Consider the following 17,693-nt stretch of genomic DNA (forward strand, 5'->3'; position numbering starts at 1 on the left):
ACCTTCTTCTTATAGTTGAGAAGAGGGTTTTAGCCGATTTCATCAACCAAAGCATAGCTTTGCTGGTAGGAGCACCTTTCCATTTAGGAGGTTGCTGTGAAGTCTATGAGCCAGTTCTCTCGTTCACTCTTGATACACGTGTATGAAGGGAATTCACTCGAAATGAAATTATTCCCACTTGTTTACTTGGGATTATCGTATCATGAAGCCTGAAAATATGTCAAGACCAGAATAAAACGAATTGTTTAAATGGTTTTAAAAAATAGAATAATCAATAAACAGGTTGACAAACGGTGTCAGTGTTTGTAAGATTGTATTAACTTAATATGCATTCTTATCCAGAGAGGTGTAGGGATTTGGCCCGTCGATACCTCAGCAGCAGATTCTTTTTAGAATACTGTGCTACTTCCAACAAGCATAGCTTGGTAGATAAGAGCGTACTGATCGGATATTATGATTGGAACCTCTTCTATTTGCAGAAGAGGTTTTTTGTTTGAAAATAAAAAACTATATAGATTTCTTATCCAGAGAAGCTGAGGGACTGGCCCAATGAAGCTTCGGCAGCGGACGCAGGTACCGTGCCAATTCCAGCAAGCTTTAGCTTGAAAGATAAGAAGAGGCAGTCTTTGGACTGCGCAGACCCTCTTCTTATTTAGAAGAGGGTCTTTTTAATAGAGATTGGGGGAGCATCATGATTACATTCGAAGGATTGGAGAAAGAATACCGCACGAAAGACAAAACCTTTAAAGCTCTTAATGGAATTAACTTAACCATAGAAAAAGGAGAGATATTTGGAGTGATTGGCTTCAGCGGTGCTGGTAAAAGTACATTAATCCGCTGTGTTAATTTCTTAGAAAAGCCGACAGGAGGGAGGGTGCTAGTTGATGGGCAAGACTTATTAACGCTGTCCCCTTCTAATATCCGAAAAGTAAAAAGGAATATCGGGATGGTTTTTCAGCATTTTAATCTCCTGCAGTCAAAAACAGTGTTTGCTAATATCGCTATGCCGTTGGTATTAGAAGGAGCACCGAAGAAACAAATCAAACAACGAGTAGAAGAACTGCTAAAGTTCGTTGGATTAAGCGATAAGGCAGGTGCCTATCCAGAACAACTTTCAGGTGGACAAAAACAGCGTGTTGGTATTGCGCGGGCGCTGGCTACACAGCCATCGATTCTGCTTTGTGACGAAGCTACATCGGCACTTGATCCACAAACAACAGGCTCGATTTTAAAACTTTTGAAAAAAATTAATGCCGAATATAAGATAACAATCTTGATGATTACCCATGAAATGTCTGTGATACGAGATATTTGCGACAAGGTCGCTGTGATCGAAGGCGGAGAAATCATTGAATCTGGCACTGTCTTTGATATATTTTCAAATCCCCAAACGAAAACAGCGCAAAACTTTGTTCATTCGGTTCTTAATGATTCCATTCCTGAATCAGTCAGGACTCTCGTTAAAGAACATAATCCAAATGGAAAGCTGTTTAAAATCAATTTTGTAGGAGCTTCTTCCGGGCAGCCTTTGTTATCGAAGATTGCTAAGAAGTTTGATGTTGATATAAACGTGTTGTTTGGGAATATTACGGAGCTTCAAGGGGTCCCATTTGGGCACCTAATTGTTGAACTCCGCGGACAAGAAAATGAAATTAAACGAGCTTATCTGCATATTCAGCAGGAGAACGTCAGCATACGGGAGGTAATTGCAGATGCGAGTTAGTAATGAAGAAATTATCGAAGCTTTTTGGGAAACCGTATCAATGGTCAGTATTTCACTACTATTTGCGGTAATCATTGGTCTCCCGCTCGGCATTTTATTAGTCGTTACAAGAAAGGGACATCTATTCGAAAATAAATTTATCTTTTCCATCCTAAGTACTGTGGTTAATATCTTCCGTTCGATTCCGTTTATTATCTTAATGGTAGCAATCGTGCCCTTAACAAGATTATTAGTAGGATCATCGATTGGAACAGCTGCAGCAGTCGTGCCATTGGTCTTTTATTCTGGACCTTATATTGCGAGGTTAATTGAAAACTCCTTGCTCGAAGTTGATTCAGGAGTTATTGAGGCGGCTGAGGCGATGGGAGCAACGCCTTTTCAAATTATTTTCCGATTCCTTATACCTGAAGCGTTAAGTTCACTTATTCTGGGGATTACCATCGCGACCATTGGGTTGATTGGTGCCTCGGCAATGGCTGGAGCTGTTGGAGGGGGAGGCCTAGGCGATTTAGCCATTACATATGGATATCAACGATTTGATACACAGGTCATGGTCATTACTGTTGTCATTCTTATTCTTATGGTTCAAGGGATGCAGACATTCGGAAATATACTTGCGAAAAAAATTAGAAGAAACTAACGAGGAGAGTGCAAACATGAAAAAATTATTCTTATTTATCATATTAGCTGTATTTTCGACTGTATTGAGTGCTTGTGGAGATAGTGAAGGATCAGGGGACAAGAAAGAAACAGTGAAAATCGGTATTAGCGGGACAGATGATCGAGTTTGGAAATATGTAGCCGAAAAAGCCGAAAAAGAAGGAATTGAAATCAAACTGGTAAGTTTCTCTGATTATGTGCAGCCAAATGTTGCGCTGGCAGAGGGAGATTTAGATGCAAATTCTTTTCAAACAGTGTCGTATTTCAATGCATTTATTAAAGAACGTAAGTTAGATCTAGCGCCGGTTGCTACAACGGTCATTGCACCGATGGGTTTATACTCAGAAAAACATAAAAGTATAAACGATATACCGAATGGCGCCACCATTGCGGTACCGAACGAAGCCACTAATATGGGCAGAGCCTTTTTACTCTTACAAGAAGCAGGTTTGATTACCTTGCCGAAGGATTTTGATGGCAATGGATCCTTGGACAAAATCGTGGATAACCCAAAGAACATTAAAATTGAACCAGTGGTAGCTGGGCAGACACCACGTGTCCTTCCTGATGTGGATGCATCCATTATTAATAATGGAATTGCTGTAGATGCAGGGTTTGATCCTATCAAAGATTCCATTTTCCATGAAGACGCAACGGCAAAACCGTATATAAACATTATTGCTGCTCGAACCGAGGACAAAAATCGTGACGTATTAAAACGCATTGCAGAGCTTTACCAAGAAGATGATGTAGCGAAACTAATAGAAACAGAATTTAAGGGAGCGCAAATTCCAACATTTGTCCCATTAAGTGAAATCGATTATTAAAAGGGAGGATGAGATACTATGACCACAATTACACATGATACTGAACTACTAAAAGCTAGCATCATCTCGAGTATTGAAAAGAATAAACAAACGTATCTCACTACCAGTCATCAAATTCATGAACGTCCGGAAATTGGTAATCAAGAATTCTTTGCTTCAGAATTACTGAAAAGTCTTCTTCTATTAGAAGGATTTACAATTGAAAGTAATGTAGCTGGACATGAAACAGCTTTTATCGCTAGAAAGAAAGCCGCAAAGCTAGGAGGTCCGGTTATTGGTTTCTTAGCAGAATATGATGCCTTACCTGGACTCGGGCATGCTTGTGGTCATAATATTATCGGGACAACTAGTACGGCAGCAGCCATCGCTTTTAGTAAGGTAATAGAAGAAACAGGCGGAGAAGCCGTTGTATTTGGTACACCCGCAGAAGAAGGCGGCCCTAATGGAAGCGCAAAGGGAAGCTTTGTGAAACATGGATTAACCGATGGAATTGATGCCTTCATGATGATACACCCTGGCAATGAAACGAGAGTGACCTGTGAGACACTTGCTGTTGACCCGCTTGACTTTGAGTTTATTGGGAAGTCTGCTCATGCAGCAGCAGCTCCTGAAGAAGGAATTAATGCCTTAGATGGTGTGATTCAACTTTTCAATGGAATCAATGCACTGAGACAACACCTCTCAAGTGATGTACGTATCCATGGGATTATTACTGATGGGGGAGATGCGCCTAATATTGTCCCGGACTACGCAAAAGCCAGATTCTATATTAGAGCAGCCACTCGACAAACATTAGATGCAGTTACGAATAAAGTGAAGGCTATTGCTGAAGGAGCTGCACTGGCTACTGGCGCAAAGGTAAATGTGATTGCCTTCCAAAATCAAATCGATAACTTTTTATTAAATAAAAGCTTTGATGAAGCAGCAGGGAATGTATTAGATAGTCTTGGAGAAACTTTGTTCACTAGTGAAGGAAAAGGCTTAGGTTCGACTGACGGAGGAAATATAAGTCAGGTCGTACCGACTATTCATCCCTATATTAAAATTGGAGGAAGTGAACTTGTCGCGCATACTAATGAATTTAGAGAAGCGGCTAGATCACCTAAAGGTGATGAAGCACTCATTACGGGTGCGAAAGCGCTTGCTTTAATTGCTCTTAGATTAGTAACCGAACCGGAATTATTAAAAAGGATTAAAGAAGAGTTTATAGAAACAAAAAAATAGCAGCAAACAGAAAGCGTGTATCTCTAAGTGAGATACACGCTTTTATATAGAAGGAAGTAGGTATTTACTAAATCAATGAAAGAAAGTGATTGACATAAAAAGCAGGAGGGAGTATTATTAGTAAGTCGCCAACACAGCGGCTTTGAAAAAACAATAACACGCATGCCACAGGGGATGCTGAAGCGTAGCTTAAGAAGAAACATTCTTAAAAAAACTTATTGACTTCTTACTTGGTTGATGGTAAGATAAAGTAGTCGCTGAGAAACACGGCGATTAAAAATAAGTTAAAAACTTCGCAGAAGTTGACAACTGTTCGTAACCATGTTATACTAATTCTTGTAGCTAGCGAATAACTCGCAGCTGAAATTGCTCTTTGAAAACTGAACAAAACAAAGCGTCAACGTTTTAAAGAAGTGAGTACACACTATAAAAACAACCGAGCAAGTCAAACATTCTACGGAGAGTTTGATCCTGGCTCAGGATGAACGCTGGCGGCGTGCCTAATACATGCAAGTCGAGCGAATTGTTGAGTTTACTCAACAGTTAGCGGCGGACGGGTGAGTAACACGTGGGCAACCTGCCTATAAGACTGGGATAACTTCGGGAAACCGGAGCTAATACCGGATATGTTCTTTTCTCGCATGAGAGAAGATGGAAAGACGGTTTCGGCTGTCACTTATAGATGGGCCCGCGGCGCATTAGCTAGTTGGTGAGGTAATGGCTCACCAAGGCAACGATGCGTAGCCGACCTGAGAGGGTGATCGGCCACACTGGGACTGAGACACGGCCCAGACTCCTACGGGAGGCAGCAGTAGGGAATCTTCCGCAATGGACGAAAGTCTGACGGAGCAACGCCGCGTGAACGATGAAGGCTTTCGGGTCGTAAAGTTCTGTTGTTAGGGAAGAACAAGTACCAGAGTAACTGCTGGTACCTTGACGGTACCTAACCAGAAAGCCACGGCTAACTACGTGCCAGCAGCCGCGGTAATACGTAGGTGGCAAGCGTTATCCGGAATTATTGGGCGTAAAGCGCGCGCAGGTGGTTCCTTAAGTCTGATGTGAAAGCCCCCGGCTCAACCGGGGAGGGTCATTGGAAACTGGGGAACTTGAGTGTAGAAGAGGAAAGTGGAATTCCACGTGTAGCGGTGAAATGCGTAGAGATGTGGAGGAACACCAGTGGCGAAGGCGACTTTCTGGTCTATAACTGACACTGAGGCGCGAAAGCGTGGGGAGCAAACAGGATTAGATACCCTGGTAGTCCACGCCGTAAACGATGAGTGCTAAGTGTTAGAGGGTTTCCGCCCTTTAGTGCTGCAGCTAACGCATTAAGCACTCCGCCTGGGGAGTACGGCCGCAAGGCTGAAACTCAAAGGAATTGACGGGGGCCCGCACAAGCGGTGGAGCATGTGGTTTAATTCGAAGCAACGCGAAGAACCTTACCAGGTCTTGACATCCTCTGACACTCCTAGAGATAGGACGTTCCCCTTCGGGGGACAGAGTGACAGGTGGTGCATGGTTGTCGTCAGCTCGTGTCGTGAGATGTTGGGTTAAGTCCCGCAACGAGCGCAACCCTTGATCTTAGTTGCCAGCATTCAGTTGGGCACTCTAAGGTGACTGCCGGTGATAAACCGGAGGAAGGTGGGGATGACGTCAAATCATCATGCCCCTTATGACCTGGGCTACACACGTGCTACAATGGATGGTACAAAGAGCTGCAAACTCGCGAGGGTAAGCGAATCTCATAAAGCCATTCTCAGTTCGGATTGCAGGCTGCAACTCGCCTGCATGAAGCCGGAATCGCTAGTAATCGCGGATCAGCATGCCGCGGTGAATACGTTCCCGGGCCTTGTACACACCGCCCGTCACACCACGAGAGTTTGTAACACCCGAAGTCGGTGAGGTAACCGCAAGGAGCCAGCCGCCTAAGGTGGGACAGATGATTGGGGTGAAGTCGTAACAAGGTAGCCGTATCGGAAGGTGCGGCTGGATCACCTCCTTTCTAAGGAAAATTAACGTGACGCTTTTGTTTTGTTCAGTTTTGAATGAGTAATTCATTCAACCTTGTTCTTTGAAAACTAGATAATAGATAGAAGGCAAATTTTGCATCAATTTTTAAAACACCGAATGTTTTTTTTAGTAGGTTAAGTTAGAAAGGGCGCACGGTGGATGCCTTGGCACTAGGAGCCGATGAAGGACGGGACTAACACCGATATGCTTTGGGGAGCTGTAAGTAAGCGTTGATCCAGAGATTTCCGAATGGGGAAACCCACTGTTCGTAATGGAACAGTATCTTTACCTGAATACATAGGGTACTGAAGGCAGACCCGGGGAACTGAAACATCTAAGTACCCGGAGGAAGAGAAAGCAATAGCGATTTCCTGAGTAGCGGCGAGCGAAACGGAATCAGCCCAAACCAAGAGGCTTGCCTCTTGGGGTTGTAGGACACTCAATATGGAGTTACAAAGGAACGGGGTAAATGAAGAGGTCTGGAAAGGCCCGTCAAAGAAGGTAAAAACCCTGTAGTTGAAACTTCGTTCCCTCCTGAGTGGATCCTGAGTACGGCGGGACACGAGAAATCCCGTCGGAAACAGGGAGGACCATCTCCCAAGGCTAAATACTCCCTAGTGACCGATAGTGAACCAGTACCGTGAGGGAAAGGTGAAAAGCACCCCGGAAGGGGAGTGAAATAGATCCTGAAACCGTGTGCTTACAAGTAATCAGAGCCCGTTAATGGGTGATGGTGTGCCTTTTGTAGAATGAACCGGCGAGTTACGATCCCATGCGAGGTTAAGTTGAAAAGACGGAGCCGCAGCGAAAGCGAGTCTGAATAGGGCGAATTAGTATGTGGTCGTAGACCCGAAACCAGGTGATCTACCCATGTCCAGGGTGAAGTTCAGGTAACACTGAATGGAGGCCCGAACCCACGCACGTTGAAAAGTGCGGGGATGAGGTGTGGGTAGCGGAGAAATTCCAATCGAACCTGGAGATAGCTGGTTCTCTCCGAAATAGCTTTAGGGCTAGCCTCAAGATGAGAGTATTGGAGGTAGAGCACTGATTGGACTAGGGGCCCCCAACGGGTTACCGAATTCAGTCAAACTCCGAATGCCAAATACTTATTCTTGGGAGTCAGACTGCGAGTGATAAGATCCGTAGTCAAAAGGGAAACAGCCCAGACCACCAGCTAAGGTCCCAAAGTATACGTTAAGTGGAAAAGGATGTGGAGTTGCTTAGACAACCAGGATGTTGGCTCAGAAGCAGCCACCATTTAAAGAGTGCGTAATAGCTCACTGGTCGAGTGACTCCGCGCCGAAAATGTACCGGGGCTAAACGTATCACCGAAGCTGTGGATGGACACCGTAGGGTGTCCGTGGTAGGAGAGCGTTCTAAGGGCGTCGAAGCTAGACCGTAAGGACTGGTGGAGCGCTTAGAAGTGAGAATGCCGGTATGAGTAGCGAAAGAAGGGTGAGAATCCCTTCCACCGAATGCCCAAGGTTTCCTGAGGAAGGCTCGTCCGCTCAGGGTTAGTCGGGACCTAAGCCGAGGCCGAAAGGCGTAGGCGATGGATAACAGGTTGATATTCCTGTACCACCAATTTATCGTTTGAACGATGGGGGGACGCAGGAGGATAGGGTAAGCGCGCTGTTGGATATGCGCGTCTAAGCAGTTAGGCCGGAAACGAGGCAAATCCCGTTTCCATTAAGGCGGAGCTGTGATAGCGAGGGAAATTAAGTACCGAAGTTCCTGATTCCACACTGCCTAGAAAAGCCTCTAGTGAGATAAAGGGTGCCCGTACCGCAAACCGACACAGGTAGGCGAGGAGAGAATCCTAAGGTGTGCGAGAGAACTCTCGTTAAGGAACTCGGCAAAATGACCCCGTAACTTCGGGAGAAGGGGTGCTTTTTAGGGTGAATAGCCCGGAAAAGCCGCAGTGAATAGGCCCAGGCGACTGTTTAGCAAAAACACAGGTCTCTGCGAAGCCGCAAGGCGAAGTATAGGGGCTGACGCCTGCCCGGTGCTGGAAGGTTAAGGGGAGAGGTTAGCGTAAGCGAAGCTTTGAACCGAAGCCCCAGTAAACGGCGGCCGTAACTATAACGGTCCTAAGGTAGCGAAATTCCTTGTCGGGTAAGTTCCGACCCGCACGAAAGGCGTAACGATCTGGGCACTGTCTCAACGAGAGACTCGGTGAAATTATAGTACCTGTGAAGATGCAGGTTACCCGCGACAGGACGGAAAGACCCCGTGGAGCTTTACTGTAACCTGATATTGAATTTTGGTACAGCTTGTACAGGATAGGTAGGAGCCTTTGAAACCGGAGCGCTAGCTTCGGTGGAGGCATTGGTGGGATACTACCCTGGCTGTATTGAAATTCTAACCCGCGCCCCTTATCGGGGTGGGAGACAGTGTCAGGTGGACAGTTTGACTGGGGCGGTCGCCTCCTAAAGAGTAACGGAGGCGCCCAAAGGTTCCCTCAGAATGGTTGGAAATCATTCGTAGAGTGTAAAGGCACAAGGGAGCTTGACTGCGAGACCTACAAGTCGAGCAGGGACGAAAGTCGGGCTTAGTGATCCGGTGGTTCCGCATGGAAGGGCCATCGCTCAACGGATAAAAGCTACCCCGGGGATAACAGGCTTATCTCCCCCAAGAGTCCACATCGACGGGGAGGTTTGGCACCTCGATGTCGGCTCATCGCATCCTGGGGCTGTAGTCGGTCCCAAGGGTTGGGCTGTTCGCCCATTAAAGCGGTACGCGAGCTGGGTTCAGAACGTCGTGAGACAGTTCGGTCCCTATCCGTCGTGGGCGCAGGAAATTTGAGAGGAGCTGTCCTTAGTACGAGAGGACCGGGATGGACGCACCGCTGGTGTACCAGTTGTCTTGCCAAAGGCATAGCTGGGTAGCTACGTGCGGACGGGATAAGTGCTGAAAGCATCTAAGCATGAAGCCCCCCTCAAGATGAGATTTCCCATAGCGTAAGCTAGTAAGATCCCTGAAAGATGATCAGGTAGATAGGTTTGAGGTGGAAGCGTGGTGACACGTGGAGCTGACAAATACTAATCGATCGAGGACTTAACCATTCGTTTTAATTACATGCAAAACCCTTCTTATTATCTAGTTTTGAAGGAACAACGTTCCTTTATAGTCTGGTAATGATGGCGAAGAGGCCACACCCGTTCCCATTCCGAACACGGAAGTTAAGCTCTTCAGCGCCGATGGTAGTTGGGGGTCTCCCCCTGTGAGAGTAGGACATTGCCAGGCAATAGAAAGAAAAGATCAGCTGCATAGCTGGTCTTTTTTTGTGGTGTTTTTTAGAAGTTGAGCAGGAAGCGTGGTACTTTGAGGGGTATTTTGTACTGAAAATAGTGCCCAGACAGGAATAAACAAGATCCAGACGCGATTACCACAACGTAGACGGGAATAAGAGTACTCCTGGTCTTATGTCAAGAAAGTGGACACTATATTTCGGCGAACTTTCCTATGTGAAGTCCTACCGTACTTAGCTTAAGGGGGATATAAAATCGATTAGTCGACATCTCAACTAATCGAATTTTTTATCAAACTGGTTAAATAACAGCCTTCTTTACGGGGTGTTGTCCCTCGTAATTTCGCTCAAAATGAATAGCTTAACTTGGAATGTTTTCTCTTCTCATTATTATCGTCCATCGCCCACCCGACAATTTTTCTAGAAAACAAGTCCATGACCGTCGATAAATATACCCACCCTTCTAAGGTCCGTATGTACGTAATATCAGCTACCCATACTTGATTGGGGGTTTGAACGGTAAACGTTTGATTTAATAGATTAGGATAGATACGTAGGTTATGCTTGGAGTCGGTAGTCGCCACATATCTTTGTTTTGGCGTAGCCCGGATACCTAGTTCACACATCATACGGCCTACCGTTTTGCATGAAATCGTGTACCCCCATTCCACTAAGTCATGATGGATACGCGGACTGCCATAGGTTTCACCACTTTCGTGAAAGGACTTACTAATTTTCTGTTGAACCTCTTTTTTATACACTTCTTTTTCAGGAGAAAGTTTGTCCTGGTTTTTCCGCCATTTATAGTACCCACTCGTTGATACCTTCAAAACTCTGCACATCATCACTACCGTATGCTCATCCTTATGGGCGTGAATAAACCGGTAAATTACGAGGGGTCTTTTGTGAAAATATGCATGGCCTTTTTTAAGATTTCATTTTCCTCTCTCAGTTTATTCAATTCTTTTTCATGTTGTTTTTGAAGGGTCTCAACTTCACTTGGAGTGAGGTAGGTTTCTTGATCGGATCCTTTCTTTTTCTTCTTCCGATAGTCTGACACCCATCCCTTAATGGTCGAAGAAGAAATCTCTAATTCATGAGCGACTTCTGTAACCATACGATGATCTTCTACGATTAGTTTAGCTACATACTCTTTGAACTGTGAATCACGATGTTTTCCCATGTAAACACTTCCTTTTATTAGGTAAGTTAAGTATACGTTATAACTGGATTTGACGTGTCCACTTTTAAGACTAACTTTACTCCAGATGGGATTAATGGTCGGAATAGCATAAACAGAGATAAAATACCCCTAGGGGAAAACTTATTCATCAGGTCTACCTAAAAAGTGTAACTAAAGAAATAGATCTAAAGATTAGCGACCCATTTTCAAAAACCATCAAAACAATGATGCCCCATGGGGTATTTTAGAGCAGAAAATAGGGCCCAGACGGGAATACGCAGCCTCTAGACGGGAATACGCATGATCCAGACGGGAATACGTGAAGACCAGACGGGATTAATGGCCGGAATAGCAGAAAAATAGATAATATACCCCCGCAGAGGAACTTATTCATCAGGTCTACCTAAAAAGTGTATCTAAAGAAATAGACCTAAAGAATAGCGACCCATTTTCAAAAACCCTGCAAACAATGATGCCGCACGGGGATATTCTAGATATGGAAATATTGCCCATGAGGGAATGGGCATGATGCAGACGGGAATACGGCCATCTCAGACGGGAATACGTGAAGACCAGACGGGATTAACAGCCGGAATAGCAGAAAAATAGATAGAATCCCCCCCGGGGAAACTTATTCATCAGGTCTACCTAAAAAGTGTATCTAAAGAAATAGTCCTAAAGATTAGCGACTCATTTTCTAAAAAACCAATAAAGCATGATGCCGCAGTTAGTTATTTGAAATTGACTGGTCTTCTTTAAAAGTGTATCTAAAGAAATAACAATGCAAAAGAAGTGACACGTTTTAAAAAACTACACTAAAGATAGTGTCGAGACTGATTGAGCTCGTTATGGACAAATAATTTTATATTGGCTCTGTTAATGTTTATTGTTGATAATAGGTAATTAGGAACTTAGGTTCTACAATGGGGTTAACTAAAAAGATTGGTGACGACCGTGAGAGCGACTGATATTCTTAAAGCCATTCAAAAATTAAATCCAGCAGAGAAATCGACTACGAGAATATTTAATAGAGAGAGAAGGATAAGTATTAATGCAAATTTATTCATATAGCATCCCAGCTTTAGATTACAAGAGCATTCCTATTTATGATAAACATAACAATGGTGCGTAAGTTTAAGAAGAAAATTTTTAAAATAGAACTTCCCTGAAACAAGAAGATTTATTTTTGGTTTTATTTCAACATCACTTTAACAGAGCCTTTATATTAAATAAGGTCGACATTCGCTGCACACATGTTCATGACAATAAAAAGCACAAGTGAAAGTACCCGAATGTACTTGAACTTCAATATTAAATTTTTCCTTCTATATAAATAACATAATATCTTAATCAGTGCAGTTACATAGCCTTGGGTTAGAAAGAATCAACTGAGAGATATATGAATTATAGTTTGTAGCATACTAATTTTGTGTAAGAAACATACCAATATCCAGTGAATCTAATTTCTGTCTTATTAAATCAACACTGTATTAAGGTTAATTGTCTATTTTAATCGAAGGGATAAACTTCGTTCATAGGTTTCTTACTTCTAGGTGATCCTTTGAAATTGAAATGGTGATAACTCCTATTATAGAAGAGAATGTTCACTTGAGACGTATGCTGGAGATATAATAAGTTGAACTGGAAAGTTAATGATGATCAGATTAGATGGTCGTAACCAACTAAAGTTAGGCAAAGGGACTAATTGAGTTGTCACCTTTTTTGCTGCCGTTTGATACTTATGATTAGTTTATTTTTATTTTGATATAACATATTGACATTAATCATGATAAGCAGTATTATTAGTAAGTCGCCAACACAGCGGCCTTGAAAAAACAATAACATGCATGCCGCAGGGGATGCTGAAGCGTAGCTTAAGAAGAAACACTCTTAAAAAAACTTATTGACTTCTTACTTGGTAGATGGTAAGATAAAGTAGTCGCTGAGAAACACGGCGATTAAAAATAAGTTAAAAACTTCGCAGAAGTTGACAACTGTTCGTAACCATGTTATACTAATTCTTGTAGCTAGCGAATAACTCGCAGCTGAAATTGCTCTTTGAAAACTGAACAAAACAAAGCGTCAACGTTTTAAAGAAGTGAGTACACACTATAAAAACAACCGAGCAAGTCAAACATTCTACGGAGAGTTTGATCCTGGCTCAGGATGAACGCTGGCGGCGTGCCTAATACATGCAAGTCGAGCGAATTGTTGAGTTTACTCAACAGTTAGCGGCGGACGGGTGAGTAACACGTGGGCAACCTGCCTATAAGACTGGGATAACTTCGGGAAACCGGAGCTAATACCGGATATGTTCTTTTCTCGCATGAGAGAAGATGGAAAGACGGCGTCTCGCTGTCACTTATAGATGGGCCCGCGGCGCATTAGCTAGTTGGTGAGGTAATGGCTCACCAAGGCAACGATGCGTAGCCGACCTGAGAGGGTGATCGGCCACACTGGGACTGAGACACGGCCCAGACTCCTACGGGAGGCAGCAGTAGGGAATCTTCCGCAATGGACGAAAGTCTGACGGAGCAACGCCGCGTGAACGATGAAGGCTTTCGGGTCGTAAAGTTCTGTTGTTAGGGAAGAACAAGTACCAGAGTAACTGCTGGTACCTTGACGGTACCTAACCAGAAAGCCACGGCTAACTACGTGCCAGCAGCCGCGGTAATACGTAGGTGGCAAGCGTTATCCGGAATTATTGGGCGTAAAGCGCGCGCAGGTGGTTCCTTAAGTCTGATGTGAAAGCCCCCGGCTCAACCGGGGAGGGTCATTGGAAACTGGGGAACTTGAGTGTAGAAGAGGAAAGTGGAATTCCACGTGTAGCGGTGAAATGCGTAGAGATGTGGAGGAACACCAGTGGCGAAGGCGACTTTCTGGTCTATAACTGACACTGAGGCGCGAAAGCGTGGGGAGCAAACAGGATTAGATACCCTGGTAGTCCACGCCGTAAACGATGAGTGCTAAGTGTTAGAGGGTTTCCGCCCTTTAGTGCTGCAGCTAACGCATTAAGCACTCCGCCTGGGGAGTACGGCCGCAAGGCTGAAACTCAAAGGAATTGACGGGGGCCCGCACAAGCGGTGGAGCATGTGGTTTAATTCGAAGCAACGCGAAGAACCTTACCAGGTCTTGACATCCTCTGACACTCCTAGAGATAGGACGTTCCCCTTCGGGGGACAGAGTGACAGGTGGTGCATGGTTGTCGTCAGCTCGTGTCGTGAGATGTTGGGTTAAGTCCCGCAACGAGCGCAACCCTTGATCTTAGTTGCCAGCATTCAGTTGGGCACTCTAAGGTGACTGCCGGTGATAAACCGGAGGAAGGTGGGGATGACGTCAAATCATCATGCCCCTTATGACCTGGGCTACACACGTGCTACAATGGATGGTACAAAGAGCTGCAAACTCGCGAGGGTAAGCGAATCTCATAAAGCCATTCTCAGTTCGGATTGCAGGCTGCAACTCGCCTGCATGAAGCCGGAATCGCTAGTAATCGCGGATCAGCATGCCGCGGTGAATACGTTCCCGGGCCTTGTACACACCGCCCGTCACACCACGAGAGTTTGTAACACCCGAAGTCGGTGAGGTAACCGCAAGGAGCCAGCCGCCTAAGGTGGGACAGATGATTGGGGTGAAGTCGTAACAAGGTAGCCGTATCGGAAGGTGCGGCTGGATCACCTCCTTTCTAAGGAAAATTAACGTGACGCTTTTGTTTTGTTCAGTTTTGAATGAGTAATTCATTCAACCTTGTTCTTTGAAAACTAGATAATAGATAGAAGGCAAATTTTGCATCAATTTTTAAAACACCGAATGTTTTTTTAGTAGGTTAAGTTAGAAAGGGCGCACGGTGGATGCCTTGGCACTAGGAGCCGATGAAGGACGGGACTAACACCGATATGCTTTGGGGAGCTGTAAGTAAGCGTTGATCCAGAGATTTCCGAATGGGGAAACCCACTGTTCGTAATGGAACAGTATCTTTACCTGAATACATAGGGTACTGAAGGCAGACCCGGGGAACTGAAACATCTAAGTACCCGGAGGAAGAGAAAGCAATAGCGATTTCCTGAGTAGCGGCGAGCGAAACGGAATCAGCCCAAACCAAGAGGCTTGCCTCTTGGGGTTGTAGGACACTCAATATGGAGTTACAAAGGAACGGGGTAAATGAAGAGGTCTGGAAAGGCCCGTCAAAGAAGGTAAAAACCCTGTAGTTGAAACTTCGTTCCCTCCTGAGTGGATCCTGAGTACGGCGGGACACGAGAAATCCCGTCGGAAACAGGGAGGACCATCTCCCAAGGCTAAATACTCCCTAGTGACCGATAGTGAACCAGTACCGTGAGGGAAAGGTGAAAAGCACCCCGGAAGGGGAGTGAAATAGATCCTGAAACCGTGTGCTTACAAGTAATCAGAGCCCGTTAATGGGTGATGGTGTGCCTTTTGTAGAATGAACCGGCGAGTTACGATCCCATGCGAGGTTAAGTTGAAAAGACGGAGCCGCAGCGAAAGCGAGTCTGAATAGGGCGAATTAGTATGTGGTCGTAGACCCGAAACCAGGTGATCTACCCATGTCCAGGGTGAAGTTCAGGTAACACTGAATGGAGGCCCGAACCCACGCACGTTGAAAAGTGCGGGGATGAGGTGTGGGTAGCGGAGAAATTCCAATCGAACCTGGAGATAGCTGGTTCTCTCCGAAATAGCTTTAGGGCTAGCCTCAAGATGAGAGTATTGGAGGTAGAGCACTGATTGGACTAGGGGCCCCCAACGGGTTACCGAATTCAGTCAAACTCCGAATGCCAAATACTTATTCTTGGGAGTCAGACTGCGAGTGATAAGATCCGTAGTCAAAAGGGAAACAGCCCAGACCACCAGCTAAGGTCCCAAAGTATACGTTAAGTGGAAAAGGATGTGGAGTTGCTTAGACAACCAGGATGTTGGCTCAGAAGCAGCCACCATTTAAAGAGTGCGTAATAGCTCACTGGTCGAGTGACTCCGCGCCGAAAATGTACCGGGGCTAAACGTATCACCGAAGCTGTGGATGGACACCGTAGGGTGTCCGTGGTAGGAGAGCGTTCTAAGGGCGTCGAAGCTAGACCGTAAGGACTGGTGGAGCGCTTAGAAGTGAGAATGCCGGTATGAGTAGCGAAAGAAGGGTGAGAATCCCTTCCACCGAATGCCCAAGGTTTCCTGAGGAAGGCTCGTCCGCTCAGGGTTAGTCGGGACCTAAGCCGAGGCCGAAAGGCGTAGGCGATGGATAACAGGTTGATATTCCTGTACCACCAATTTATCGTTTGAACGATGGGGGGACGCAGGAGGATAGGGTAAGCGCGCTGTTGGATATGCGCGTCTAAGCAGTTAGGCCGGAAACGAGGCAAATCCCGTTTCCATTAAGGCGGAGCTGTGATAGCGAGGGAAATTAAGTACCGAAGTTCCTGATTCCACACTGCCTAGAAAAGCCTCTAGTGAGATAAAGGGTGCCCGTACCGCAAACCGACACAGGTAGGCGAGGAGAGAATCCTAAGGTGTGCGAGAGAACTCTCGTTAAGGAACTCGGCAAAATGACCCCGTAACTTCGGGAGAAGGGGTGCTTTTTAGGGTGAATAGCCCGGAAAAGCCGCAGTGAATAGGCCCAGGCGACTGTTTAGCAAAAACACAGGTCTCTGCGAAGCCGCAAGGCGAAGTATAGGGGCTGACGCCTGCCCGGTGCTGGAAGGTTAAGGGGAGAGGTTAGCGTAAGCGAAGCTTTGAACCGAAGCCCCAGTAAACGGCGGCCGTAACTATAACGGTCCTAAGGTAGCGAAATTCCTTGTCGGGTAAGTTCCGACCCGCACGAAAGGCGTAACGATCTGGGCACTGTCTCAACGAGAGACTCGGTGAAATTATAGTACCTGTGAAGATGCAGGTTACCCGCGACAGGACGGAAAGACCCCGTGGAGCTTTACTGTAACCTGATATTGAATTTTGGTACAGCTTGTACAGGATAGGTAGGAGCCTTTGAAACCGGAGCGCTAGCTTCGGTGGAGGCATTGGTGGGATACTACCCTGGCTGTATTGAAATTCTAACCCGCGCCCCTTATCGGGGTGGGAGACAGTGTCAGGTGGACAGTTTGACTGGGGCGGTCGCCTCCTAAAGAGTAACGGAGGCGCCCAAAGGTTCCCTCAGAATGGTTGGAAATCATTCGTAGAGTGTAAAGGCACAAGGGAGCTTGACTGCGAGACCTACAAGTCGAGCAGGGACGAAAGTCGGGCTTAGTGATCCGGTGGTTCCGCATGGAAGGGCCATCGCTCAACGGATAAAAGCTACCCCGGGGATAACAGGCTTATCTCCCCCAAGAGTCCACATCGACGGGGAGGTTTGGCACCTCGATGTCGGCTCATCGCATCCTGGGGCTGTAGTCGGTCCCAAGGGTTGGGCTGTTCGCCCATTAAAGCGGTACGCGAGCTGGGTTCAGAACGTCGTGAGACAGTTCGGTCCCTATCCGTCGTGGGCGCAGGAAATTTGAGAGGAGCTGTCCTTAGTACGAGAGGACCGGGATGGACGCACCGCTGGTGTACCAGTTGTCTTGCCAAAGGCATAGCTGGGTAGCTACGTGCGGACGGGATAAGTGCTGAAAGCATCTAAGCATGAAGCCCCCCTCAAGATGAGATTTCCCATAGCGTAAGCTAGTAAGATCCCTGAAAGATGATCAGGTAGATAGGTTTGAGGTGGAAGCGTGGTGACACGTGGAGCTGACAAATACTAATCGATCGAGGACTTAACCATTCGTTTTAATTACATGCAAAACCCTTCTTATTATCTAGTTTTGAAGGAACAACGTTCCTTTA

6 protein-coding genes, 5 rRNA genes and 3 riboswitches are annotated in these 17,693 nt (G+C 45.8%); of the genes, 9 read left to right on the forward strand and 2 right to left on the reverse strand.

Features of this window, described 5'->3' with window-relative positions:
- Nucleotides 1–36: 36 nt before the first annotated feature.
- Nucleotides 37–139, reverse strand: a riboswitch (SAM riboswitch).
- Nucleotides 140–331: 192 nt separating this feature from the next.
- A riboswitch (SAM riboswitch) is annotated at nucleotides 332–436 on the forward strand.
- A gap of 81 nt (nucleotides 437–517) precedes the next feature.
- Nucleotides 518–616: riboswitch (SAM riboswitch) on the forward strand.
- A 75-nt stretch (nucleotides 617–691) separates the two neighbouring features.
- The 7 genes from MHI18_RS12615 (at nucleotide 692) to rrf (ending at nucleotide 9,687) form a co-directional block, all read left to right on the forward strand.
- Nucleotides 692–1,723 carry a methionine ABC transporter ATP-binding protein gene (locus tag MHI18_RS12615; RefSeq protein ID WP_340847865.1) on the forward strand — a complete coding sequence of 344 codons (1,032 nt, stop codon included), beginning with the start codon at nucleotides 692–694 and terminating at the stop codon, nucleotides 1,721–1,723.
- The gene (locus MHI18_RS12620) at nucleotides 1,713–2,363 is read left to right on the forward strand and encodes a methionine ABC transporter permease (protein WP_340847866.1); all 651 of its coding nucleotides are present in this window, start codon (nucleotides 1,713–1,715) and stop codon (nucleotides 2,361–2,363) included. Before MHI18_RS12615 ends, MHI18_RS12620 begins: the two co-directional genes overlap by 11 nt.
- A 16-nt stretch (nucleotides 2,364–2,379) precedes the next feature.
- Nucleotides 2,380–3,210 (forward strand): MetQ/NlpA family ABC transporter substrate-binding protein, encoded by an 831-nt coding sequence (locus tag MHI18_RS12625; RefSeq protein ID WP_340847868.1) that lies wholly within the window; start codon nucleotides 2,380–2,382, stop codon nucleotides 3,208–3,210.
- A gap of 18 nt (nucleotides 3,211–3,228) precedes the next feature.
- Nucleotides 3,229–4,434: a M20 family metallopeptidase gene (locus MHI18_RS12630; RefSeq protein ID WP_340847869.1), complete on the forward strand. Its 1,206-nt coding sequence runs from the start codon at nucleotides 3,229–3,231 to the stop codon at nucleotides 4,432–4,434.
- 453 nt (nucleotides 4,435–4,887) lie between these two features.
- Nucleotides 4,888–6,433, forward strand: a 16S ribosomal RNA gene (locus MHI18_RS12635).
- 140 nt (nucleotides 6,434–6,573) lie between these two features.
- A 23S ribosomal RNA gene (locus MHI18_RS12640) occupies nucleotides 6,574–9,506 on the forward strand.
- 65 nt (nucleotides 9,507–9,571) lie between these two features.
- Nucleotides 9,572–9,687 (forward strand): 5S ribosomal RNA (gene rrf / locus MHI18_RS12645).
- The 16S, 23S and 5S rRNA genes sit together here, the layout of an rRNA operon.
- Nucleotides 9,688–10,038: 351 nt before the next feature.
- Here the strand turns inward: rrf and MHI18_RS12650 are convergent.
- On the reverse strand, nucleotides 10,039–10,581 hold the full coding sequence (locus tag MHI18_RS12650) for an IS3 family transposase (RefSeq protein WP_340850283.1): 543 nt from the start codon (nucleotides 10,579–10,581) through the stop codon (nucleotides 10,039–10,041).
- Entirely contained in the window at nucleotides 10,581–10,874 is a 294-nt protein-coding gene (locus MHI18_RS12655) for a transposase (RefSeq protein WP_340847871.1), read from the reverse strand. Before MHI18_RS12655 ends, MHI18_RS12650 begins: the two co-directional genes overlap by 1 nt.
- 2,138 nt (nucleotides 10,875–13,012) lie before the next feature.
- Between MHI18_RS12655 and MHI18_RS12660 the strand changes: the two genes are divergently transcribed.
- Nucleotides 13,013–14,559: ribosomal RNA gene (locus MHI18_RS12660) — 16S ribosomal RNA — on the forward strand.
- A 139-nt stretch (nucleotides 14,560–14,698) separates the two neighbouring features.
- Nucleotides 14,699–17,631, forward strand: a 23S ribosomal RNA gene (locus tag MHI18_RS12665).
- Nucleotides 17,632–17,693 lie beyond the last annotated feature (62 nt).

Origin of the sequence: Peribacillus sp. FSL H8-0477 (assembly GCF_038002765.1) — a bacterium.
Taxonomy (GTDB): Bacteria; Bacillota; Bacilli; order Bacillales; family DSM-1321; genus Peribacillus.

Excerpts from the sequence above, each read along its gene's own strand:
- MHI18_RS12615 (WP_340847865.1), top strand. The coding sequence starts at position 692 with ATGATTACATTCGAAGGATTGGAGAAAGAATACCGCACGAAAGACAAA.
- MHI18_RS12620 (WP_340847866.1), top strand. The coding sequence starts at position 1,713 with ATGCGAGTTAGTAATGAAGAAATTATCGAAGCTTTTTGGGAAACCGTA.
- MHI18_RS12625 (WP_340847868.1), top strand. The coding sequence starts at position 2,380 with ATGAAAAAATTATTCTTATTTATCATATTAGCTGTATTTTCGACTGTA.
- MHI18_RS12630 (WP_340847869.1), top strand. The coding sequence starts at position 3,229 with ATGACCACAATTACACATGATACTGAACTACTAAAAGCTAGCATCATC.
- MHI18_RS12655 (WP_340847871.1), bottom strand. The coding sequence starts at position 10,874 with ATGGGAAAACATCGTGATTCACAGTTCAAAGAGTATGTAGCTAAACTA.